Genomic DNA, 24,372 nt, shown 5'->3' on the forward strand with positions numbered 1-24,372 from the left:
ATTGGTGGCAATTTTTCTTTTTTTAATAAAACCTGACACCTTGCTTTAAAAACCATTAAAAATGAGTAATTTAGAGTTTATTTAAGGGGTTGTAGGCAGTCAACTAAAAAAGATAAAACATGGAATTATTTAGCAAATTAAAAGGACTTGCAGAAAAAGTCGAACAATTGAAAGATAAAATTGATACTGAAGAATCAACAAAACACGCTTTCACACTACCTTTCATAAATATTTTAGGCTATGACACATTCAACCCAACAGAGGTGATTCCTGAATTTACAGCTGATTTAGGGTTGAAAAAAGGAGAAAAAGTTGATTATGCCATAATACAAAATGACAATCCAATATTAATTATTGAATGTAAACACTGGAAACAAAATTTAGATGTTCATAATTCACAATTATTTAGATACTTTCACGTGTCGAAAACTCGTTTTGCACTACTTACAAACGGAATTCAATATAGATTTTACACGGATTTAGAGGAGAGCAATAAAATGGACGAAAAACCATTTTTGGAATTCGACATCACTAAACTTAAAGAAAGTACAGTTAAGGAAATTGAAAAGTTTCACAAGTCAAAATTTGACATTTCACTGATTGTAGATAATGCTAGTAATCTAAAATACACGCGTGAAATCAAGTCTTTGATTGACCAAGAAATTTCAGAACCCTCTCAAGACTTTGTTAAATTATTTGCAAATAAGGCTTACAATGGTCGTCTTACGTCGAAAGTAATGGAAGAATTTACAGAAATAGTAAATAAGGCATTTAACCAAATTATTAGTGAAAAAGTTAATGATAGATTAAATTCCGCTTTAAACAAAGAGCAAGAAAAGCAACAAGCCGAGGAAGAAATAGAAGAGCAACCAAAAAGTAAAATTGAAACAACAGAAGAAGAATTAGAAGGGTATCGAATTGTTGTGGCAATTTTGCGCAGAAAAATTGAAAAAAATAGAATTGTTTACAGAGATACGCAATCTTATTTTGGGGTTTTATTAGATGACAACAATAGAAAACCTATTTGTAGACTACATTTAAATTCAGGAACAAAATACATAAGTTTATTCGACCAAAATAAAACAGAAATAAGGGAAAAAATTGAGTCGATTGATGATATTTATAAATTTGAAAATCAGCTTTTAAATACGATTGAAAATTATATTAGTGAATAACATAAAACTGGTTACATTAACACGTATCATAAATACATCTTAATCGAATATTTACAAAAATTATCGCGAATTTTCTGTTCGATTTAATTTGCTTGATAAGTGTTTAAACATGCCAATAATTATAGATAAAGCCTTTTAAACGCATAAAAAAAACGAAATGAAAAGAAATTATTTTATAGCATTATTAATTTTATTGTCTATTAACAGTTATTCCCAAATTAACGTAGCAGACAAATCAAAAGAACCTGTAATAAAAGGAATACCTTATGATGGAAGTTTTATGAATTTTAGCAATATGATGCTCACAAAAGAGCAAAAGGCTGGTGTTGTTGGAGAGAAAATAACATTGTTTAAAGTTTGGACAGTTAAAAATGCAGACGGCTCAAATATCAGTTATACTGATTCTGAAAAATTTGAAAACAAAACTTTCGAAGTTATCGAGTACATGTACGAATACAAAGATATTCTTAAAATTAAAAATGAAGATGAGGTTTTTCTTTTTGAGCCGAGTTTAACAGACGAATATGTTTTCAATAGTTTCCTTGATACAATAAAAATGAGATTAGAAAATAAATTTCTGATTCCTTTAAAATTAAAATCAGAAATGGAAACTATTAAGGGAGATAAAATTCAAATTGATGGCCTTAAAGAATATTTAATAACTGAAGTTACATTTGCTAAATTACCTTCTGGATTTGGTATTGTCGTCAAACTAAATGGGGAATTTGAAGTTATTTATCCCACAGGAACGTTTGACCAATTAGAAGACAAAGGTTTGCTAAATTTGGAGAGCTCTGATATTTTCAAAACAAAATCAATGTTTATTAAAAAAGAATATTTTAAAAAATTTTCAGAGTTTAATAGAATATATTTAAGCAGCATTAGAAATGGAAAAGTAGAAATTGGTATGACCGAAAAACAGTGCATACTTTCTTGGGGTATACCTACTAACTCTATGAACAATATTGCTGGCTATGATAATGTTTTAATTTATGGGGACACTGGAAATTCACAAAATTTATATTTCAAAAAAGGAATATTAAAGCTAATAAAGTAACGTGCTACCACACAATCTAAAAATCAATTACTAGTTCACGCCTTCTTTCTAAAACCCTGCCGCATTATGCATTCGTTTGTGGTTGCTAAATTGGTGTTTAAAACACCGCAATAACCATAAACAAAACCGCTAGCTGCCCTCTTACCCTTTTAAGGTTTACAGCAATTGAGCGCCATTGTTACAGCATAACCAAACCCAATACAGTAACATAGGTTACATACCAAGCCTTACCAAAAGTATATCTTTGTGCTATTACATTTGCCTGTTAGTTACAAAGGCATTTCACCTTATAAAAAACACAAATACTTATGAAGAATTCGTTTTTAATCATGCTATTTATTTTTACCGCATCTATTTTATTCACCCCTAGTATGGCGCAAACAACTCCTGTTAATGAGGTTGAAAATGCCGTAAAAGCCAATGGAAAATACGCCATTCTTGTGTCCAATACACGCTATTTACAAGCGGCAGTAAACACAGGAAGCAGCCTAAAAACCACAAAACCCAACATATCTTTCGAGGTGGTATTAATTGGTCCTGTGGTAAAGGAATTAGCACAAAACCCCGATTTAAAAGCAACCATACAAGCTAGTAAGTCGGCTGGAATTCGTTTAGTGGTTTGCGAAACTGCCATGCATCATTTTAACTTGCAGCCATCGGATTACAACGCTCACATTGAATTTACACCAGACGGATTTATTTATCTTTTTGGGCTTCAGGAAACTGGTTTTAAAACTATTACCCTATAAATAATTCGGACCACCAATAAAGAAAAGCGGCGGCAACCATTTTGTTAAAACGCCCACGACATTACTAAATAGTCTTTACACAGCAGTAAAGACTATTTTTTTTTGAATAAAAAGCACAAAAACATAGAGATTACTTATATTTACCCCCTGTTTTTTACATTTTAAACAATACTTAAATGACTATTGGAAAGAAAGTTCTCATTAACTTTTGCCCTACGGGTATGGTACCAACTAAAGCAATGACTCCCCATGTACCCATAACACCCTCCGAAATTATAGAACAAACCCACGAAGCATACGAACTTGGAATTACCATTGCTCATTTACATGCCCGATTAGATAATGGTACTCCCACCTACAAACGTTCTGTGTACCAGACTATTTTTGAAGGCGTAAGAAAACATTGCCCGGATTTAGTTATTTGTGGAAGCTCTTCAGGAAGAAATTTTCCGGAATTTGAAAAACGCGCTGAATTACTTTCCTTAAAACCAGATATGTGTTCGTTAACACTTTCATCTTTAAATTTTGTAAAGCAGGCCTCTGTAAACGAACCTAATATGATTGTTGCATTAGCCGAAGAAATGACTAAATACGGTGTTATTCCAGAGTTAGAATGTTTCGATTTAGGCATGATAAATTACGGAAAGTATCTTATTGAAAAAGGCGTTTTAAAGGGACCGTTTTATTGGAATTTGTTATTTAATAACATTGCAGGTATGCAACCAGACTTGTTAACTATTGCTACAGCGCTTCAAAACATTCCTAAAAATCATTTTGTATCGTTAGCTGGCTTGGGCTTAAGTCAGTTTCAGCTTAATAGTTTTTCAGTGTCGCAAGGTTTAGGCGTGCGCGTAGGTTTGGAAGATAACATTTGGATGGACAGCGCTAAAACCACAAAAGCAACCAATATTAAGCTTGTAAAACGGGTACACGACCTAATTGAGGTTAACGAAACAGAATTTTTAACACCAGCAGCATTCAGAGCGCAAGGTTTTTCCAACAAGCTAACATATGCATCTTAAAAAATTAACCATTATTGGGTTTAGCGAACCCGTTTTAACCATGATTTTTGATAATCTGGAATCTTGCCAAGTTTTTCCAGATATTGTTGTTGTTAACAACCTGCAATTAAACGCACAACACGCGTACCAAAATGCGCGTTTTAATATAAGCCAACAACAAACCTACAACCAAGACGCCTCACCTTATTTTTTGGGCGTTAACAAAGCGGAAAACAAGATAAAAGTAGTTTCTCTTTTCAACTTAAAAAATGAACATGCCACCTGTATTACACACACATCGGCCGAAATAGCCTCTACAGTAAATATGGGTTCCGGTTGCATGATTAACAGTCATGTATCTGTAGCCGGACAAAGCTCCATTGGTAACTTTGTAACTATTAATAGAAACGCATCGGTAGGCCATCATACTGTATTGGAGGATTTTGTTACCATAAACCCAGGAGCGCATGTTGCCGGTTTCGTAACCATTGGTAAAGGCAGTACTATTGGTATGGGCGCCAACGTAATTGATGGTATTACAATTGGCAAGAACGTAACCATAGGCGCCGGATCGGTTGTTACAAAAAACATAGAAGACAATGCCGTTGCATACGGAAACCCATGCCGCGTAGTTAGGATAAAGAATTAAAGTAAGCTATTTTGAATATACTACACTTTGCTTTTGATGAAAAAGTAATTCCGCTAACACACAGTTTGTACGAGCAAGCATTTCCTGGTAAAAACACATGGAAAATTTTTGTGCCTAGCCAACAAAAAACACAATTTGTAACCCAGTTACAAGATGTTTCGGTTGTTTCGGAAGGGTACTTCAATTCGGAAACGCTAGAAATAGATCTTCAAAATGCCGATTGTATTGTTATTCACTATTTATTTCGAATACATAAAAACGTCCTGGAAAAAGTGCCTTCACACACACTTGTTGTTTGGCACTCTTGGGGTAGAGATTATGCCCATTTACTTGCTCCATATACGACCAATGTAACTATGAAACGCTCCAAATATTTAGAGAGGTTTTCTAAAAGTTTGGAATTTTTAGATCCAAAAATTACGTTCAGTCAAAAAATAAGTCGGTTAAAACAGGTATTTATTAAACAGTTAAAACAACCCGATTTTTTATACCAACGGATAGACGTAGTTTCCATTCAACCGGAACTATATCCCATTTTGCGTAAAGCTATTCCTACATTACGTGCTAAAAATCACTATTTAAATTCATATACCGTAGAAAATACCTACGCTATTGGGCCTCCCGCATTCTCGGGAAACGCCATTTTACTTGGCAATTCTGCGTATGCTTCTAATAATCATATTGAAGCTATTTTAATGTTGAAAAAACTACCATTACAAACAGATACAAAAATTATAACACCGTTAAATTACGGCAGTAGCAGTTATGCAAAACTTATAAATTATTTTGGAAAAAAACATTTGGGAGCTTCCAGATTTGAAGGTTTAACAGACTTTTTGCCTTTAGCCGACTATTACACCAAAATAAAAGACTGTGGTATTGTTATCATGAATCATACCCGGCAACAAGCTAGAGGCAATATAAATACCGCCTTATACAAAGGTGCAAAAGTGTTTTTGCGAAACGAAAATCCTATTTACCAGCAATGCAAACAGCTGGGTATGCATATTTTTTCCGTTCAAGATTTAGAAACTGGACTGGCTAATACGCAAGCCTTGTCTGCCGCCCAAATAAACCACAACAAAGCCATTTTAGAAAGTCAATGGAGCCGCGCTCATGCCATACGTGCCATAAAAGCATTGGCCCATTTATACACAAAGAAAAATAAGTAACACCCTACCCAAATACAAAACCCAGTAAATACCTCGTGTATTTATTTTATAATTTTATGAAATTGTTCAATTTTATTTGGGTTTCCTTGAATATACAACACATCACCTTGAATTAACACATCGTCTGGCTGAATACTTTCCAACATTTTGTTTTTTCGTTTAATTCCAAGAATATTTATACCGTAATCTGCTCGTAAATTTAGTTCTTGTAATGGGCGTTTTAAAAACTTATTACTATCGGAATTAACGCGTAAACACGTAATATTAAATTCGGCCAAATCCTCATTAGGCCTGTATGTTTTTGGTCGTTTTAATTCGTTTTTAAATAATTGATAATTATCGGCCCTTATATTTTCTACTAGGTGCTCTATATCGTCTTCAGGTACCAAGAAATTTTGAAGTACATGCGTAAATATCTGCACCGAAGTTTCAAACTCCTCGGGTATTACTTGGTCGGCACCTAAAGCAAATAATTCGGAAGTTTCTTTAACATAGCGCGTTCTTACCACTAAATAAAGTGAGTCTGAATGTGCGCGAATACTTCTAATAATATTTTGAGTTGCTACCACATCGGAAATGGCTACCACAGCCATTCGGGCATTGGACAACCTAACCGTTTCTAAAATATGATCTTGCGTAGCATCGGCGTAAATTATTGGAACACCCTTCGCCTTTTCTCGTTTCACCTTTTCGGCATCTATTTCAATGGCTATATATGGAATATTATTGGCCGCAGCGGCTTTTGCCAAATTGCTTCCGTTTATACCATATCCAATAATAATTAAATGATTTTCTAAAGGATGCGACATTATAGTATCTAAATCATGCGCTGGTTCCGTAACCGTATTATAGCCAAACCTTCTAGTTAGTTGAATTAATTTATCTGAAATCGGTTCAGAAAAAATAATAACAAATGGCGTTAAAATCATAGATAAAATTGAAACCGATAGGAAATACTGATTGGTTTCTGCACTTAATAAATTATATTCAATACCTACTTTCGATAAAATAAACGCAAACTCCCCTACCTGAAACAAGGACAAACCTGTTAACAATACCGTTTTTAATGGGTACTTTAGAATGGCTACAGCAGCAGCTACAATAAGCGTTTTTACAATAAATACAGCCAGCAGTATTAATAAAATTATAGGGACGTTTTGTAAAAAGAAACTTAAATCCAATAACATCCCAACAGAAACGAAAAAGAAACTTGTAAAAAGCTCTCTAAAGGGCAATATAATACTGGTAGCTTGATGGCTATATTCGGATTCCGATACAATAAGTCCAGCTAAAAAGGCTCCTAAAGCTAATGATAAACCAGCCTCCGATGTAATAAACGCCACCGCAAAACACAGGGTTATGGTTACAAGTAAAAACAACTCCTTACTGTTGGTTTTTGCAACCGCATGCATAAGCGGTGGCACCAGATACCGGGCACCTACGTAGGTTATAACTAAAACAACGGCCGTTTTACCCAAAAGCAGTAAAATACTCATGCCTAAATTGGTAGATTCGCCGGCTATCATTGGGGTTACCAACATCATGGGTACAACAATAATATCCTGAAAAATTAAAATAGCCAACGCATTGCGGGCATGTGGCGCAGAAATTTCGTGCCTATCTTGTAGGGTTTTTAAAACAATAGCGGTACTAGACAGGGAAAATAAAAATCCAACAAATACGGCTTCATTCCAAGTGTAGCCTAATAAATAATAAATAAGTCCGGCTACCACAACCGTTACACCTACTTGAAAAAAACCACCTACAAAAACCGTTTTTTTTATGGATGCCAATTGCTTTATAGAAAGCTCCATACCAATAACAAAAAGCAATAAAATTACACCTATTTCCGAAAGCGTTTCTACCTGTTCAACGGCTTTAATTAAACTTAAGCCGTAAGGACCAATTACAACGCCCGTTAACAAAAAACCAATTATTGAGGGTAGTTTTAACTTTTGCAAGCCAAAAACTATTGCCACCGAAAAAACTAAAAGTATAAGGATGTCCTCTAATAACGGTAAGTGCATAGGCTATAAGTGTTTGAAGTTATTTTTTGTTTTTAAAGATAAATACTTTTCAATAAAAATTATGCGGCCCAAGTACATTATTTGTAAATTTTAAAAAAAGCTAACACCCATTATTACGGCCAATCTTAACCAAGGTATTAATAGCAGGCTTTAAGGAGTAAACGGAAATTTTATTTACGGACAAAAAAAACCTGCCTTCCTGTTTTTAGCGCTATATAAAATACTAAAAACCAGAACGGCAGGTTTTAAAAAAATTGCATGTACTATTTAACCAAAACCCCTTTAACCGACATTAAAGGAATGGGTTGCAAGGCTTTTTCATTAATGGTGTTTTCTCTAAATGTATACGTTTTTTCAAACATGGTATTCCCCTCAAAAAATGTAACTTGAAACTTATTAGTTAAGGCGAAAAGTGCTTCCTGCATCAATTCAATTTTTGCATAACTTTTTGCAGGTAGCTTATCCAGTTTTTTTCGAAACACAGAGGTTGTTTTCTGTTTGGAATAACCACTAGTAACAATTAAAACCATATCCAAATCTACATCCTGATCATTTATAATATAGGCATTCCAATCTTGGGTTTTATAAATGCTGTTGTACTCGTTTACCACAGCCACATAAACACCCGTAACCTTGGGAATAATAATATCGTTCTTCATAACTTGTTATTCAAATTATTTCCAACCACCACCTAGGGCTCTATACAAACGAACAACGGACAGTAATTGTTCCAGCTTATTATCTATACTACTTAACTCGGCTACTAAAACGCCTTGTCTGGCCGTAAGAAGATCTAAATAATTAGCATAGCCATTATCTAGCAAAATTTCGGAATTCTGCTCGGCCCGGCGTAAGGCTTCTACTTCTTTTTGACGAAAATCAAATTTATCGGTTTCAGCTTGATACGCATATATGGCATTCGAAACCTCCTGGCTAGCTACCAATAACGTTTGTTTAAATTCCAGTAAAGCTTGTTCTTGTTGGGCTTTCGATACTTCAAATTGTGTTTTAATTTTCCTTTGGTTAAATAGCGGTTGTGTTAAACCCGCCATTAAGTTTGAAAAAATAGAGTTACTATTAAACCAATTGTCGAAGTCTAAACTTTGAAACCCGCCAGAAGCACTTAAAGTTAACGATGGGTAGAAATTTGTTTTGGCCACATTAGTCATTTCAAACGCTTGCATAAAACTATTTTCGGCAGCAATAACATCTGGTCGGTTTCTTAACAACAAGTAAGGCACCCCTAGCGTAAGGTTTGTAGTAATGTTTTGGTTATCTAAGTTATTGCGCTCAAAAGTTTGCGGCTGTTTTCCTAATAAAATACTTAAGGCATTTTCCGTTTTAAAAATTTCGCGTTTTATATCAATTTCCAACGCACTAGCATTGTTAAACTGAGCAATGTTTTGATCTACGGCAACTTGTGTAACTTGGCCTGCTTCTTTTAAAGCTTGAATTGTTTTAACACTCTCGCGCCTTGTTTCAATGGTCTGCTGGGTTATTTCCAATTGTGCATCTAAGGCGACTAACGTGTAATAGGTTGCAGCTATTTGCTCTATTAAACGTGTTTTTACAGCCTGGTGAGCGGCAACACTTTTTAGATAGCCTGCTTGAAAGGCGCGTTTGTTACTTCTTATTTTACCCCAAATATCAGCCTCCCATGACAAGCTAGCCACAGCGTCGTACTGATCTATGGCCCCATTGAAAAAGGAACCAAATTGGCTATTTTTAGCTAACTCTTGGTGCGTTACAGAAGCCGAAGCGTTTACCGTTGGCAAATAGCCCGCTTTACCTTGTTTTAAGTAGGCTTCGCTGGCTAGTATTTGTTGAAGTGCCACACGAATATCGATATTGTTTTGCAGTCCTTCTTCAATGTATTGCTTTAAATATGGGTCGGTAAAAACCTCCTTCCATGAAAGCTCTGCCATAGATACACTATCCGTTGGAAGCGCATCTGTTCGGAATAAGTTTTCTGTTTCTGATTCTAAATTTGGCCGTTCGTATGTTTTCGAAACCAAACAACTTTGCATGGTAACTACAGTAAAAACTAATACGCTTCCTTTTAAAAATAACGATTTATTTAAAAATATTTTCATCATGACTTACGCTTCATTATTTTGGTTAACGGCTTCTGGCGCTCCCGTAATTTTTTCTTGTAACCACTGGAAAATAACAAACAGGATTGGGATAACAAATACACCTACTACGGTTCCTATTAACAAACCACCTACAGCTCCTGTACCAATAGAATTGTTTCCTTCAGCCCCTACACCTTTCGCTAAAACTAGTGGCAAAAGACCTAAAATAAAGGCAAAAGATGTCATTAATATAGGTCTTAAACGTACTTTCGCACCATCTATAGCGGCATCTACTAACGATAAGCCATGTTGGCGCCTTTGTACCGCGAACTCTACAATTAAAATGGCATTTTTAGCCAATAACCCAATTAACATAACCAGGGCTATTTGGAAATAAATGTTGTTTTCTAAACCAGACAACCACGTTGTAAAATACGCACCAGCCACACCAACAGGTAATGAGAAAATAATGGCCAATGGTAATAAGTAACTTTCGTATTGTGCCGATAGTAGGAAATACACAAACAAAATACTAATCATGAAAATAATAGTAGACTGCCCTGCCGATGCAATTTCCTCTCGTGTTATACCAGAATAGGCCACTTGGTAACCCTCTGGCAAATTGGCTTCCGCCAGTTTGTTAATGGCATTAATAGCATCTCCAGAACTGTAACCAGGGGTTGCTGCACCATTTACAGTAACCGCATTAAATAGGTTAAAGCGGTTAACCGTTTGCGGTCCATACACTCTTTTAAAGGATACGTACTGCGAAATTGGAGTCATGTGCCCGCTAGGGGTTTTTACCATCATACTATTTAAACTAGCCTCGTCTATACGATCTTCTGGTAAGGCCTGTACAAATACGCGAAACTGTTTTCCAAAGCGGCTAAAATCGGCCACATAATTACCCCCAATATAACCTTGTAAAGCGGATAAAATAGCACTCGTAGAAACACCTGCTTCTTTGGCACGCTCCACATTGATATCCAATTCCAGTTGTGGAAATCCAGTACTAAAAGAATTAGAAGCATAGGCTATTTCTGGCTGCTGATTTAATAGATTAACAAACTCTGTAGTAGTGGCATCCAATTCTGTTAACGGTCGAGCTGCGCGGTCCAGTAAACGCATTTCAAAACCATCGGCGCTACCAAAACCAGGTACACTAGGTGGTGTAAAAAAGATAATATTTGCGTCTGGAATCATGGCTGCTTTTCCAAACAGTTGGCCAATAATGGCGTTTACAGATGTTTGTTCGGTTTCACGTTCACTCCAGTCTTTTAAAATAATAAAGCCCATGGCGTTGGAGCTACCTGCACCAGAAAAGAAGTTTTGACCACTAATAAAGGAGGCGCCTTTTATGCCTTCAATATCTTTTATGGCTTCTTTTAATTGTTGATTAACGGCAAACGAACGATCTACGGATGACCCAGGCGGTAACTCGGCGTTCATGAATATAACACCCCTATCTTCTGAAGGAACAAAACCAGTTGGAATGACTTTACTGGCAGTAATAATACCAAAAACGCTTGCTCCAAGAATAATGAAGGTAATCCACTTATGCTTTATTAAAAAGCCTAAAGATTGTGTGTATTTGTTTAACGTAGCATTAAAGGCACTATTAAACGCATCGTAAAAACGTTGTAATATAGATTTCTTTTTTTGCTCATGATCCTTGTGTGGTTTTAGAAATATAGCACATAAGGCCGGAGTTAGCGTTAAAGCGTTTACAGCCGAAATTAAAATAGCCACCATTAAGGTCACCCCAAATTGTTCGTAAAAAACACCCGATGGCCCTTGTATAAACGTAATAGGAACAAAAACGGCTACCATTACCAATGTAATGGAAATAATAGCGCCACTAATTTCGCTCATGGCCGAAATAGATGCTTCTTTAGCATCCTTATAGCCATCTTCTAACTTGGCATGAACCGCTTCCACAACAACAATAGCGTCATCCACCACAATACCAATGGCCAAAATAAGAGCAAATAGGGTAAGTAAGTTTATGGAATAGCCTAAAACATTTAAAAAGAAAAAGGTTCCAATAATGGATACCGGTACAGCAATAGCTGGAATTAAGGTAGATTTAAAATCCTGTAAAAATATAAACACCACTAAAAACACCAATAAAAAAGCTTCCAGTAAGGTGTGTAATACCTTTTCGGTGGAGGCAGTTAGGAATTTATTGGTATCGTAGTTTACTAAATAGTCAATACCTTCGGGGAAATCTTTTTTGAGTTCCTCCATTTTGATATAGATATTTTCAATAATTTCTTGTGCATTAGAGCCCGGTGTTTGGAATACCCCAAAATTAATAGCAGGATTGCCATTGGTTCTGGATATGGTGGAATACGAAAACGCATCTAACTCCACTTTAGCGACATCTTTAACGCGCAAAAATTGACCATCGCCAAGGGCCTTTACCACAATATTTTCATAATCGGATGGCAGCTTATAACGGCCTTTATATTTTATTACATACTCGAACGATTCGCCACTATTCTGACCAAAAGAACCCGCAGCAGCTTCTAAACTTTGTTCATTTATGGCTTGAATAACCTCGCGTGGCTCTAGTTTGTAGGCAGCCATTTTATTGGGGTCCAACCAAATACGCATGGAGTAATCTTTACCACCAAAAATATTAACCGCACCAACGCCATTAATACGCTGTAATTCGGGCTTAATGTTAATGTTAATGTAGTTTTGTATAAAGGTATCGTCAAAATCTGGATTGGTAGAAAACACCGCCGTATACAAAAGGGCTGAATTTTGTTGCTTCTGGGTAATTACACCAGCACGTGTTACCTCGGAAGGCAGCAAGGCATTTGCTCGCGCCACCCTATTCTGCACGTTAACGGCCGCAATATCGGCATCGTAGCCTTGTTCAAAAAACACTTGTATGGACGCACTTCCGGAGTTACTAGCAGACGATGTAATGTAGGTCATGCCCTCCACACCATTTATTTGTTCCTCTATTGGAACTACCACACTTTCTAAAATGGTTTCAGCATTAGCCCCAGGGTAGGATGCTGATACTTGTACGGTAGGTGGTGCAATATCTGGATACTGGGTAACAGGCAATTGCAACAAACCTAAAATACCCAGTATGACAATTATAATGGAAATAACTGTTGATAAAACAGGTCTTTCAATGAATTTCTTTAACATAATAAAGCTTATTTAAATACCGTATCGAACGAATTAATAATACTATCCATAGATGTTTTTACTGGTTGTATTTTACTTCCAGAAGTAACTTTATTGAATCCTTTGGCTAAAATAACTTCACCTGCTTGTAAGCCATCATCTATAATGTAGTAACGATTTGCTGTTTTTAAAACAGACACCGCTTTATCTGCTAACGAATCCTTTATAACCTTGTACACAAAAAACTTTCCTTGTCTTTCAAAGGTAGAGGCCGCAGGAATAAGTATGGCATTGGTATACGTTTTAGGAATTAAAACAGTCCCGCTGCTTCCGTTGCGTAAAAGCCCTGATGTATTGGGGAATTTAGCCCGAAATGTTATGGTACCTGTTTGCTCATTTACATCGCCTGTAATGGTTTCAATGGTTCCGGTAGGTTCATACATATCGCCATTTGCTAAACGCAATTTAACTTCAGGCATGTTGTTTAATTTTTCTTCGGCTGTTTCACCTTCAGCTTCCGCCATAAACGAAATAAACGCCTTTTCATTCATTGAAAAATAGGCATACACCTCGGCTATAGCAGAAACGCTGGTAAGCGGCATCGGATCTTGGGCGCTTACCAAAGCACCTTCACGATAATTTATAGACCCTACAACTCCATTTACCGGACTTTTAACCGTGGCATAATTTATATTGGCGCCTATGCTGTTAAACGTACTTTGCGCTTGTAATAATCTGGCTTTGGCACTTTCTAACTGAACGGCACTAATAATATTTTGTTCTACTAGCGGTTTTAGTTTGTTCACCTCCAATTGGGCTGCAGCCACATTAGCTTGTGCTGCTTGCGCATCTTGGTTTAAACTTTGGGTTTCTAGCTTAAATAGCGTTTGCCCTTGTTTTACTTCCTGGCCTTCTTCCACCAAAACCTCTTGAATATAGCCTGATATTTTAGGACGTACGGCACTATTTATTTTTCCTTCAATGCTGGCAGGAAAATCGTCGAAAGTGGTGATACTGCGTTTAGAAATTTCGATAACCGGATACGGCATAACACGTGGTGCCTGCTGTGGGGCTTCATTTTTTCCGCAACTAAATAGTGCTAAAACCAGTGCACACGGCACTAAAATATTAAAGGTGTGTTTTTTCATGTTATGATAGTGTTTGCGTTTTTAATGCTGCTATTTTGGATTTTAAATCCATCATAGAAGCCAAAGCTAGATTTAAAAATTTTATATAGTTTTCGTGAAATGTTAATTCGAATTCAAGATGAGCCGGCGTTGCCTCTAAATTGTTTATTTCCAATTTATAATCCGAAATTTCTTGGTGTAAATTCTTTTCTAATTCCCATTGAGCCATCATGTTTTCAATACTTTGAATTAGGCCATCGGAATTGGTGACAAAATATTTTTTTCGGTCGCCTTTTTTAGTGAAATACGAAATTCGTTGCAAATCTTGCAAATGATTTAAATGGGTGGAAATAGTGCTCTTGCTAGCACCTAATCCACATACCAAATCGTCGAAGGTTACACCAAATTTACCCGTTAAAATAACAAAGGCTAAAATTCGCGCAGCAACGGGTGCTAGCTGCTGGGAATGCTCAAAATGAACCCCCAACTTTTCAACCAATTCGTATTTTTTTTCTTTTAACGCTTTGTCCATTGCTATAAAAACAGATTGGCAAATTTATAATTAGTTCGGACAAAACCGAACTTAAATACCGTTAATTAACTGTTAAAAATAGTGAATTTAACTAAATACCAAGACTTTAAGCTAGAAATCCTATTTTTTCTTTACAACCTCAACTTCCTTAAAGGCAATTACTAGCAATGTTTGCGTATAACATGTACCGTATTTTTGGGGTTGTAGGTAATTAGAAAGCCGATTTAAATTGTTCTAAAAAGCGAACATCATTTTCGCTTAACAATCTAATATCGCCAATTTGATGCAATAGCATGGCTATCCTGTCTATTCCCATACCAAAAGCAAAGCCTGAATATTCTTTGGAGTTTATGCCACAATTTTCCAAAACATTGGGGTCTACCATACCGCAGCCCATAATTTCCAACCAGCCGGTGCCTTTTGTAATACGGTAATCGGTTTCCGTTTCTAGCCCCCAATATACGTCTACCTCGGCACTGGGTTCTGTAAACGGAAAGTAGGATGGGCGCAACCTAATTTTACTTTTTCCAAACATTTCGGTTGTAAAATACTGCAACGTTTGCTTGAGGTCTGAAAAACTAACATCCTTATCTATGTACAGGCCTTCTACTTGATGAAAAAAGCAGTGCGATCGGGCCGAAATAGCTTCATTTCTGTACACACGCCCTGGTGAAATAGTACGAATGGGTGGTTGGTTATTTTCCATGTAACGCACTTGCACCGAACTGGTATGTGTACGCAATAAAATATCGGGATTTGTTTGAATAAAAAAGGTATCCTGCATATCGCGAGCGGGATGGTATTCGGGTAAATTTAAGGCCGTAAAGTTGTGCCAATCGTCTTCTATTTCTGGGCCTTCGCTAACATTAAAACCAATACGCGAAAAAATATCGATAATCTGGTTTTTTACAATAGATATAGGGTGTCTGGCGCCAATTTCAATAGGATTACCTGGACGCGATAAATCGTTGTATACGCCCAGTTGTTCGGTTGTATTTTCTAGACGTTCCTTTAAGCTTGCTACTTTGTCTTCTGCCGTTTTTTTCAGTGCGTTTAAAACCTGTCCAAACTCTTTTTTCTGTTCTGCCGGTACATTTTTAAAGGCTTTAAAATAATTATTTAGGAGCCCTTTTTTGCCTAAATACTTAATTCTGAAAGCATCAATAGCTTCGGTTGTTTGGGCTTCAAATGCTTCTGCTTCAGCAATTAACTCTTTAATTTCTTGTATCATGGTATGCTTAAAATGAGGGCAAATTTACTAATTCTTATTGTATATACTCAGATTCTAAAAAATAAGTTACAATGGCTTCCTTCATAAGTACGGCTTGCTCGCCTGCTTTTAGGTTGGGCAGCTGTTCTTTTACCTTGTAATGTGGCCATTTATCTTCGTCAAAATAGTCGAATTCATAATAACCATAAGGCTCTAACAAACGACAAATAGCTATGTGCATAAGGTCCAGTTTATGATCTTTTTTAAATTTTCGGTTTAACTGACCAAGTTCTTGCACACCAATTAAGTATATAATGGCATCTAAATCTAACGTGTCGCCATCTGCAAATTGATCTGACAATTTTTTAACCACTAATTCCCAGCGTTCTTTTAATTTTTCGTCTCTAGACATATATTGAAATTGCTTAAAGCAAATTTATTTTAGGTTTACATAAACTTTTAAAGTAGCAAAGTTACTTTATATTTGTTAAAATTCTTTGGTAATATGGCCGTAATTGACATGGTTTTGTTTGCCTTTTTAGGTTTCGCTGTAGTGCGTGGTTTTATAAAAGGTTTTTTTGTAGCTATAGCGTCGTTAGTAGCGCTAATAGCAGGCATTTACGGTGCTATTCATTTTAGTTTTTACGTTGCGGAAATGCTTATAAACTATGTAAATTGGGATGAAAAAACCATTAATATTACAGCCTTTATAAGCACATTTATTGTCATTGTTCTTGCTATTGGTTTGGCAGGAAAAGCCTTAACTACTTTGGCTAATTTTGCCGCATTAGGTATTTTAAATAAACTTTTAGGTGCCTTTTTTGGCCTTATAAAAATGGTTTTAATTTTAAGTGTACTTCTTAATGTTTTTGATGCTATGAACAACAACCTGCCTCTGGTAGATAGCGCTCAAACAGAAAATGCGTTATTATACAAACCCGTAAAAGCAGTAGCACCTTTACTCTTTCCGTACGTAATAAAAGCCACTGAAAAAGCAGACGACACGCCCAACAAGCAAGTACTTTAAATGAGTTTTTTTGAACTATTTAATAACAATCGGCCCTTATTTGTCCGTTTTTTTGATAAAACGCTAACAGACTTGCATCCGCTTCAAAACAGACTGTTGTTAACATGGCGTAAACACTTTTTTGCATAGCTAAAGAACCACACAGCATTAAAACGCCTCCTGATTTTAAAGTAGAATTTATAAAGTTGGTGTCTTCACGTAATAAATCCTGAACATAAGCAGGTGGATTTTCGCGCGAGAATGCCACACGTAAACGGGTTAATTTTTTCTGATTAATATATTGTTGGAGCATATTTTTATAAATGCTGAAGGATTCCGTTTTACGTAAACCCAAATACAGGTGTACATTTTTTTGTTTGCTATTGCTGTGTAACATCCCTAGAAAAGGTGCCACACCAGTTCCATTGGCAATAAAAATGACGGTTTTTGGCCTCTTAGGAAAATGAAAAGACGGGTTTTGTAACAGTCGCGCTCGAAAGTTAGCCCCTATTTGTAAATTGTGTAAAAAATTTGAACCCAAGCCATGCGTATGTAATTTAATACTTAATTGCATTTGCTTATTTACTTTTCCTATGGAATACAGACGTTCGGCGTAATTATTATTTGGATAAATAGCTAATAAATCGCCAGAGGTGAATTTCGTTTTTGTTTTTGGTTGTAATTGTATTAAAAAGGTGTTGTCTATATTATTTATTGCCACTGTTTTACCTGTAACTTCTAACGTAGTAGTTAATTTTGGAATAAAAATAAGCTCTGAACCCGTAAGTTGAACCGGTACAGATATTTTCTCTTCCACTAATTTTAACCAGTCTTTAAAAGCCTTAACCGACTTATTATGTATGGTATAAACAGGCAACAACCGCTTACCTATAGCTTCCATGTTTTTATCCACATCCAAAGCATATTGACAAAATTGCGGATAAGCCCGGGATCCAAAGCCTAGTACCGCATATTGAATGGGTTGTGGTTGTTTTTTTTGCGCCAATAATTTGAAAAAATTAGTGGCATTGGTTGGCGCCTGACCTTGTCCGTATGTAGCTGTAATTATGAAAATAAACTTGGCGCTTTTAAATGTTTCGAATTGATTTAGTTCCGCAATAAAAACCGTTTTATTTGCCTCCAATAGTTTTTGCTGTAACATATTGGCAAAAGTTACTGTGCTTCCATTTTCCGAACCAACAAGAATAATATAGTGGCAGGCATTTTTAGAAAAACTATTATTTAATTTCGTCTGTCGCCGTTTTATAGTAATGGCAAAGCCCGTGTAAATAAAAACCAAACAAGCGGCAGCTGCAATAGCCAAAACTATGGCCCACCATGCATTTCCAGAACCTGTGTGCAAACGCATACTTAACTCTGAAAAAAAACGCAATAAAGGATAGGAAACCTTACTAACAACACGTCCATTATACTGGTTTACTAATATTTCATGGTTTTTTAAAGCCACCGTATAATAGTCCTCTGGCGCATCCGAAAAAGGGAACTCCACGTAACGAACATCAGATAAGTACGTATTTTTGAAGGCTGAAAAACGCAAAACATTTGGTTTTGCAATGGTTGTTACGGCTTCTAAACTCGTGGTGTGTTTTATTGCATGAGCTGGGAGTAAATTAAATTTTTCGGCAGACAAATACACTGCGGATAGCGCCATAATACCAATTGGCACCAAAAGTAAACGCCCTAAAACAGTATGCCAGTACTGGTGTTTATTTTCCTTTATAATTTTTGAAAAAACATGTTTAAAGGTTCCCTGACGCTTAATAATAAGAACAAAACCTGAAACAACCATTAAAAATAAGAGCAACGCACTAAAGCCCACAAAAAACCGACCAACCCCTTTTAAAAATAATGATCTGTGCAGGCTAGTAACCCATTTAAAAAATGGACTCATCGTTGGTTTATTACCAATAAATGCACCAGTTTTTGGGTTAATATATCCCGTTTTACTGGCGCCATTACTGGTTATAACAGATGCCAAAACAAATTGGTTATTATCCACCTCCAAAGTCAGAACGTCGGGATAGGTTTGTTGCAACCTATGCACAGTTTCCGCCAAGGTAATTGAATTAAAGTGGGCAGATTTATAAGGCTGAAAGACGTTAGCTATGGGCTGAAAGGCTAAAATGATACCTGTTACTGCTGCTAAAAAGATAAAAACAGAGGCAGTTATAGCTAAAAGTAAATGGCTATACCGCCATATTGAAATGGTCATACACCTAAAATTAATCTATGCGGCTTTATGGCATTTTAATTAGGCATGATTCGCACATAGCGAATAAAACCTGTACCTTCTACTTTGCTTTGTATGGTTTCGGAAGTTAGCGGAAATTGTACATCTGTTGCATGGTAGGCTTGATCCTCAACGGCTGTTTCAAACCGAATGCTGTAGCCCGCGTCTATTTTCGAATTTTCAATGGTAATAATATTAATGCTACGTGTTCCGCCCGCAATAGTTTCGCCAGTAATGGCATCTATGTTTTGCCGTTTTTTTCCATAAAATTGCCACCAATTAGTAATATCGTGATACCATTCGGGGTCATTGCCTTTTACATACAGTGTTTTTTCGTAGGCGCCTTCAGGATTTATTAAGGATATAACCACATAGGCTGGCTCCCCAATATAATTAGTCATTTGAATCATACACTTATACTGTTTCGTATTGGGTATGTTGGTTACAGAAACCAAGCCCAACAGCATAATGGCGTAAAGTACTGTTTGTTTTAATCGCATCTTCATATGTATACATTTATATAAATCCCGCGAGACGCTGGCATGGCATCTCGCAGGATTAAACTAACTACTTTAAAAACAATATATCCGCGTTAGTGGATGTTAATAATTCATTTTCTTGTGCGAGCTGAAACGCCGTTTCTTGAAATGCAGTGGTAAGCGATGTATCGGCACCTTCAGCTATTAAATACTTCAAAATATCTGTATTCTTACTTCGCATAGCTGCCAAATGTAAAGCTGTGTTTCCTGCTTCATTTTTGGCATTAATATTTACATCAAAGCCCATTGCCCATTTTAAAAGGTCCAGGTTATTTTCCATTACGGCATTGTGTATTACCGTATTTCCGTTGGCTTGCGCACTGTTTATGTCTGCTCCATGAGCAACAAGAAGCGCCATCTTTTTTTCAAAGTCGGCTTGAAACTTGGTGTTGAAGGACTTCATGGCGTCATAAATTAGTTGGTTTTTATTACCCACCGGCGCCCCACTTTTAATTAAATAAGCTACCACCTCATAACTATTGTGCTCTAGTGCTAATGCCAAGGCAGATACGCCCTGTTTATTTACCCTTGTTAGGTCTGTTTGGCTTGAATATAAACTGCTAATAACTGGCAACGAATTATAAGTTACGGCATTAAAAAAAGCCGTATTTCCTTTATTATTAACATGCGTTAGTGGTACGCCTTTATTTATAAAATACTGAATTTGGTCTAGGGTATTTGGTTGTTTCGCCAAAATGTGTAAAGGCGTATTACCTTCAGGCGAAACAACGTTTGGATCCAAACCCAATCCCTCTAAATACTTGTAAAAAGTAATGTTATTTTTATGATTTCGCGTACCAGAAACAGCGAAAATAAATGCTTGACTGGTACCTGTAATGTCTTTTTTAAGCAGGGCATTCAAGAAGGTTCTATTTCCAGTTTTAGCGGCATAATTAAACAAACCATTGCCGTGATAATCCGTGCTGGTAATAGCCACACCTTTCGATACAAAATAGTTAATTAGGTTAAAGTTAGTATCAAAAGGAGCCGCTAGCAGTAAGGCATTTGCGCCATTAGGACTTAAATCTGTTTGCAAATTGGCACCATTATTAAGGCACACTTCGTAAACATTTGTATTTGTTTGGCCCGTAGCTGCCGCAAAATTTAACACCGTGTAACCGGCATCGTCAGTTAAATGGGTTTTTGCTCCTATTTGGATAAAGTAATTCATTAGCGCCACATTGCCTTTGTAAGCAGCCCAAAAAAGATAAGTCCGACCATCGTGTGTTAATTTGTTTACGTCGTTACCTTTTTGAGATTGCACGTAAGCAATAGTTTTATTGGGCGTATTTTGTAATATGGCGTAAACCACAGCATCAAACTTATTAGCATTTAAAGCACTAATATCATGTCCGGCTTGTAGCTGCGCTTTAACATCCTGAATACTTGTACTTGCATTCCAAAAATTTCGTTGTAAAAAGATATTTTCTTGAGCAAAACCAGCAAATACTAAAAAGCCAACGGTAAAAAATAGCCTAAAATTACGTGTCATGTTGCTTTTAGTTTACAAATGCGTCTATAAGCGGATTTATAGTTTCGGATGTTTTAAAATTGTCGTTATCCAACAAATATTTAAACAACACTTTATTATCTACTTTTTCTTTTAAGCTTAAATTTTTGTTTCTGTCAAAAACAGCATCCCATTTAGCGCGCACCAAAGCCCATTTTTCGTGATTTTCAGTCCAATAATCTTGTGCAGGCTTACATTTTTCGTCAGGAACTTTTACGTAAGTATTGTATCCTTTTTCTTGTGCAATTAGCAAATCTTCTGAAGTGTCTGATCGTAAAATTTTATCGTTATCCTGATCGTGTATCCAGCCATTTTCAACAATTTCATGGCGGTTAGTTCGCATGGTCACGTTATAATCGCTTCGGGTGGTGTATTCGCGTCTTGGAAGTGGTGCTGGTGTTGTATTTTCCCAATAACTTTTACCGTCTACATGCACCCAGCTAGCGGTACCCTCGTACCTAGGGCTATCGTCTACTTGAAAAACACGCTGGGTCCATTGCCCTTTAACAGCCTTTTTAGGAAGCGTTACAAAATCCCACTTGTTGTCGTGATTATAAACGTATAGATGGCGATTTTGATATTCCCAATCTTGGCGCCAGTGTTTAACTATATACGGGCCTTTTGGGGTAGGTACAATTAGTAAATGTTGCATACTAATAGCATTGTCCGTGTCCGCTACTAACTCTACCCATTCCAATCCACGATCGTGTTTTACTGCCGAAGGCACATAGGTAGAATCCTTGGAATAGTTAAAAGTTTCGGCAAAATTAAAATTAACTTCATAGCACCCACACATCGCTTTTATAGCTTGTCTGTCTAGCTTTTTTTTGCTTTGTGCATACCCCTCACTAAAGAGACTAATTATTAAAACCAGGCTTAAAACTAAATTTTTCATCATTACAAATGTTTTTAATTGTTATAAAAATTATTAATTATTTATTCTTATTTGGATTAAATTAAAATAAGGTTTTATATTTGCGTCAAATTTATGTAGAATGATTCTAAATAAAAACATTTATATCCTTTTTTTTTCATCGTTATGCAGCCACTTGCTGTTTTCGCAAGGTATTCAAGTGGATACAAGTCAAACCGAAACGTTGCGCGAAGTAGTTATTACCGCACAGTACAATCCACAATCCATAAAAAAATCGGTTCACAATGTGAAAGTGATAAACCGGCAACAAATAGAAAGTCAAGCTGCCAATACTATAGCCGATTTGTTAAACTTCAATTTAAATTTGAACGTTATTCCAAATGCCCAAACTGGTAAATCCACTATTTCTTTTTTTGGATTAGATGCACAATACTTTACCATTTTAGTAGATAATATTCCGTTGGTAAGCGACAGTGGCGTTGGAAACAACATTGATTTAACACAAATAAATTTAGACGATGTAGAACAAATAGAAATTGTAGAAGGTGCTATGGGTGTGGAATACGGGGCCAACGCCGTTTCTGGCGTTATAAATATAATTACCAAAAAATCTAGTAACACCAAATGGTCTGTACAAACAGCCATCCAAGAAGAAACCGTAGGTAATGAATATGCATGGTTTCATAAAGGGCGCCACATACAATTGGTTAATATAGCGCATAATATAAACAACAAATGGTTTGCACGGGCAGGTTTTAACCGGAATCAATTTGCTGGTTTTTTAGACACCAAACAAGGTGAAAATTATTACCAAAACAACGGGTTACGCGGGTACAGTTGGCTGCCTAAAACCCAACTAAACACCAACGCATTAGTTAATTATAAGTCGGAGGTTTTTAATTTAAATTATCGTTTTGATTATTTTAACGAACACCTAAATTTTTACGATAGCACGGTAAGGCCTAACATAAATATTGCCTCACAAACTTCAAACCCGTCGGCAACAGATAAAATTTATACCACCAACCGCTTTGTAAACAACCTAAATGTATCTGGTAAATTTAAGTCGGGCGCCCATTATAAAGCAGCGTTTTCCTACCAACAGCAGGAGCAGCAACTAAATACGTTTAATTACTTTATTCTTACCCATGAAAAAAGCAACGAAACAGACCAAACCTACCAATCTACCAAAGTATTTTTCTCCAATGGCGCTGTAAATAATCTGGTAAAAAACGACCGTTTTAATTTTCAGTTAGGCTACGAAGCCCGTTTTATTGAAGGGTTTGATACCCAAGCAACCGGTGCCCAAACACAAGGAGCTAAATCGGAATCTGTTTATAGTTTGGCAGGGTATGCCTCGGCAGAATACAAGTTTTCAGATAAAATTTCGGTACGCCCAGGTACCCGTTTCGAATACAATTCGCAATTTAATTCTAAAATAACCGGCTCGTTAAGTGCGCGTTATTTAATGAAAAACGGATTTGAACTTCGGGCAGAGTTGGGCAGTTCTTACCGAACACCAAGTTTTGAGGAGCTTTACTACTACTTTGTAGATTCCAATCATGATGTTAGGGGCAACGCCAATTTAAAACCCGAAAACGGCTACTCCGCCTTTTTAAATTTGAAAAAACGCAGTTGGTTTCAACAAAAATCTCTAATAAACGAGTTTAAACTAAGTTACATTTCCTTGGACAACAAAATTGATTTGGCCATTGTTAATACACTACCGCTGCAGTATCAGTTTATTAATATAGACGCTTACAAACTTATAGGCGCTACCTTGGATAATCGAATAAAATCGGGCCATTGGACTTTTAGTCTGGGTGCTACACTTCAGGGCATTTCGCGAGAATTGAATAACGAAGCCAACGCCAAAAACGATTTTCTGTACGCCTTACAACTAAACTCTAGCGCCAGCTACCAAGTGCCAAAATGGGCAACAACCTTTACGCTTCTTTACAAATATAATGGCGCACAGGACAATTTTATAGCTAGTGGTGCTGTGGATGCTGACGGTAATAATTTATTTACAAAACAAACATTAGAAGCTTACAGTTGGCTAGACGCATCGGTAAGAAAATCGTTTTTTTCAGATGCCTTTCAACTTACCCTAGGCGCTCGGAACTTACTAAACATAACCACTGTAAACATTACCAACACCCTAACTAATTCAGGAACACACAACGGAACTAACCAAAACATTACGCTAGGTTATGGCCGTTCATTTTACTTAAAACTGTTATATAATTTTAAATTTTAAACACTAATATC

20 protein-coding genes are annotated in these 24,372 nt (G+C 36.4%); 8 read left to right on the forward strand and 12 right to left on the reverse strand.

The window, feature by feature from the left end:
• Positions 1-119 precede the first annotated feature (119 nt).
• The 6 genes from ACFSQP_RS06000 to ACFSQP_RS06025 all read left to right on the forward strand — a co-directional run bounded on the left by ACFSQP_RS06000 (position 120) and on the right by ACFSQP_RS06025 (position 5,803).
• Positions 120-1,175, forward strand: coding sequence for a type I restriction endonuclease (locus ACFSQP_RS06000; protein WP_376892507.1), 1,056 nt, complete (start codon positions 120-122; stop codon positions 1,173-1,175).
• A 157-nt stretch (positions 1,176-1,332) separates the two neighbouring features.
• A complete protein-coding gene (locus ACFSQP_RS06005; protein ID WP_376892508.1) occupies positions 1,333-2,232 on the forward strand; it encodes a hypothetical protein in 900 nt (299 codons plus the stop codon).
• Between the two features lie 308 nt (positions 2,233-2,540).
• Positions 2,541-2,981, forward strand: a complete 441-nt coding sequence (locus ACFSQP_RS06010; RefSeq protein WP_376892509.1) for a DsrE family protein — start codon at positions 2,541-2,543, stop codon at positions 2,979-2,981.
• Positions 2,982-3,157: 176 nt separating this feature from the next.
• Positions 3,158-4,003, forward strand: a complete 846-nt coding sequence (locus ACFSQP_RS06015) for a BKACE family enzyme (RefSeq protein WP_376892510.1) — start codon at positions 3,158-3,160, stop codon at positions 4,001-4,003.
• The gene (locus ACFSQP_RS06020; protein WP_376892511.1) at positions 3,993-4,631 is read left to right on the forward strand and encodes an acetyltransferase; all 639 of its coding nucleotides are present in this window, start codon (positions 3,993-3,995) and stop codon (positions 4,629-4,631) included. Before ACFSQP_RS06015 ends, ACFSQP_RS06020 begins: the two co-directional genes overlap by 11 nt.
• An 11-nt stretch (positions 4,632-4,642) precedes the next feature.
• Positions 4,643-5,803, forward strand: a complete 1,161-nt coding sequence (locus ACFSQP_RS06025) for a TDP-N-acetylfucosamine:lipid II N-acetylfucosaminyltransferase (RefSeq protein ID WP_376892512.1) — start codon at positions 4,643-4,645, stop codon at positions 5,801-5,803.
• Positions 5,804-5,844: 41 nt separating this feature from the next.
• Here ACFSQP_RS06025 and ACFSQP_RS06030 read toward each other — a convergent pair whose 3' ends face one another.
• The 8 genes from ACFSQP_RS06030 to ACFSQP_RS06065 form a co-directional block, all read right to left on the reverse strand.
• Positions 5,845-7,830 carry a cation:proton antiporter domain-containing protein gene (locus ACFSQP_RS06030; protein WP_376892513.1) on the reverse strand — a complete coding sequence of 662 codons (1,986 nt, stop codon included), beginning with the start codon at positions 7,828-7,830 and terminating at the stop codon, positions 5,845-5,847.
• Between the two features lie 263 nt (positions 7,831-8,093).
• Complete coding sequence (locus tag ACFSQP_RS06035) at positions 8,094-8,489, reverse strand: hypothetical protein (protein WP_376892514.1); 396 nt, start codon at positions 8,487-8,489, stop codon at positions 8,094-8,096.
• Positions 8,490-8,504: 15 nt separating this feature from the next.
• A complete protein-coding gene (locus tag ACFSQP_RS06040) occupies positions 8,505-9,923 on the reverse strand; it encodes an efflux transporter outer membrane subunit (RefSeq protein ID WP_376893191.1) in 1,419 nt (472 codons plus the stop codon).
• A 6-nt stretch (positions 9,924-9,929) separates the two neighbouring features.
• On the reverse strand, positions 9,930-13,073 hold the full coding sequence (locus ACFSQP_RS06045; RefSeq protein WP_376892515.1) for an efflux RND transporter permease subunit: 3,144 nt from the start codon (positions 13,071-13,073) through the stop codon (positions 9,930-9,932).
• An 8-nt stretch (positions 13,074-13,081) separates the two neighbouring features.
• Complete coding sequence (locus tag ACFSQP_RS06050) at positions 13,082-14,200, reverse strand: efflux RND transporter periplasmic adaptor subunit (protein WP_376892516.1); 1,119 nt, start codon at positions 14,198-14,200, stop codon at positions 13,082-13,084.
• A gap of 1 nt (position 14,201) precedes the next feature.
• Positions 14,202-14,711: a GbsR/MarR family transcriptional regulator gene (locus ACFSQP_RS06055; protein ID WP_376892517.1), complete on the reverse strand. Its 510-nt coding sequence runs from the start codon at positions 14,709-14,711 to the stop codon at positions 14,202-14,204.
• A 211-nt stretch (positions 14,712-14,922) separates the two neighbouring features.
• Positions 14,923-15,942: a phenylalanine--tRNA ligase subunit alpha gene (pheS, locus tag ACFSQP_RS06060; protein ID WP_376892518.1), complete on the reverse strand. Its 1,020-nt coding sequence runs from the start codon at positions 15,940-15,942 to the stop codon at positions 14,923-14,925.
• Between the two features lie 34 nt (positions 15,943-15,976).
• On the reverse strand, positions 15,977-16,333 hold the full coding sequence (locus ACFSQP_RS06065; protein ID WP_376892519.1) for a hypothetical protein: 357 nt from the start codon (positions 16,331-16,333) through the stop codon (positions 15,977-15,979).
• 93 nt (positions 16,334-16,426) lie between these two features.
• On the opposite strand from ACFSQP_RS06065, the gene ACFSQP_RS06070 reads away from it, so the two are divergent.
• On the forward strand, positions 16,427-16,948 hold the full coding sequence (locus ACFSQP_RS06070; protein WP_376892520.1) for a CvpA family protein: 522 nt from the start codon (positions 16,427-16,429) through the stop codon (positions 16,946-16,948).
• A 19-nt stretch (positions 16,949-16,967) separates the two neighbouring features.
• Here the strand turns inward: ACFSQP_RS06070 and ACFSQP_RS06075 are convergent, their stop codons facing one another.
• The 4 genes from ACFSQP_RS06075 to ACFSQP_RS06090 all read right to left on the reverse strand — a co-directional run bounded on the left by ACFSQP_RS06075 (position 16,968) and on the right by ACFSQP_RS06090 (position 22,122).
• Entirely contained in the window at positions 16,968-19,160 is a 2,193-nt protein-coding gene (locus ACFSQP_RS06075) for a PepSY domain-containing protein (RefSeq protein ID WP_376892521.1), read from the reverse strand.
• 35 nt (positions 19,161-19,195) lie between these two features.
• The gene (locus ACFSQP_RS06080; protein ID WP_376893192.1) at positions 19,196-19,645 is read right to left on the reverse strand and encodes a DUF2271 domain-containing protein; all 450 of its coding nucleotides are present in this window, start codon (positions 19,643-19,645) and stop codon (positions 19,196-19,198) included.
• A 100-nt stretch (positions 19,646-19,745) separates the two neighbouring features.
• Positions 19,746-21,209 (reverse strand): ankyrin repeat domain-containing protein, encoded by a 1,464-nt coding sequence (locus tag ACFSQP_RS06085; protein WP_376892522.1) that lies wholly within the window; start codon positions 21,207-21,209, stop codon positions 19,746-19,748.
• A gap of 7 nt (positions 21,210-21,216) precedes the next feature.
• Entirely contained in the window at positions 21,217-22,122 is a 906-nt protein-coding gene (locus tag ACFSQP_RS06090; protein ID WP_376893194.1) for a DUF6607 family protein, read from the reverse strand.
• Between the two features lie 100 nt (positions 22,123-22,222).
• On the opposite strand from ACFSQP_RS06090, the gene ACFSQP_RS06095 reads away from it, so the two are divergent.
• The gene (locus ACFSQP_RS06095; protein WP_376892523.1) at positions 22,223-24,361 is read left to right on the forward strand and encodes a TonB-dependent receptor plug domain-containing protein; all 2,139 of its coding nucleotides are present in this window, start codon (positions 22,223-22,225) and stop codon (positions 24,359-24,361) included.
• Positions 24,362-24,372: the final 11 nt, after the last annotated feature.

The organism is Bizionia sediminis (genome assembly GCF_042684585.1).
Classification (GTDB): domain Bacteria; phylum Bacteroidota; class Bacteroidia; order Flavobacteriales; family Flavobacteriaceae; genus Algorimicrobium; species Algorimicrobium sediminis.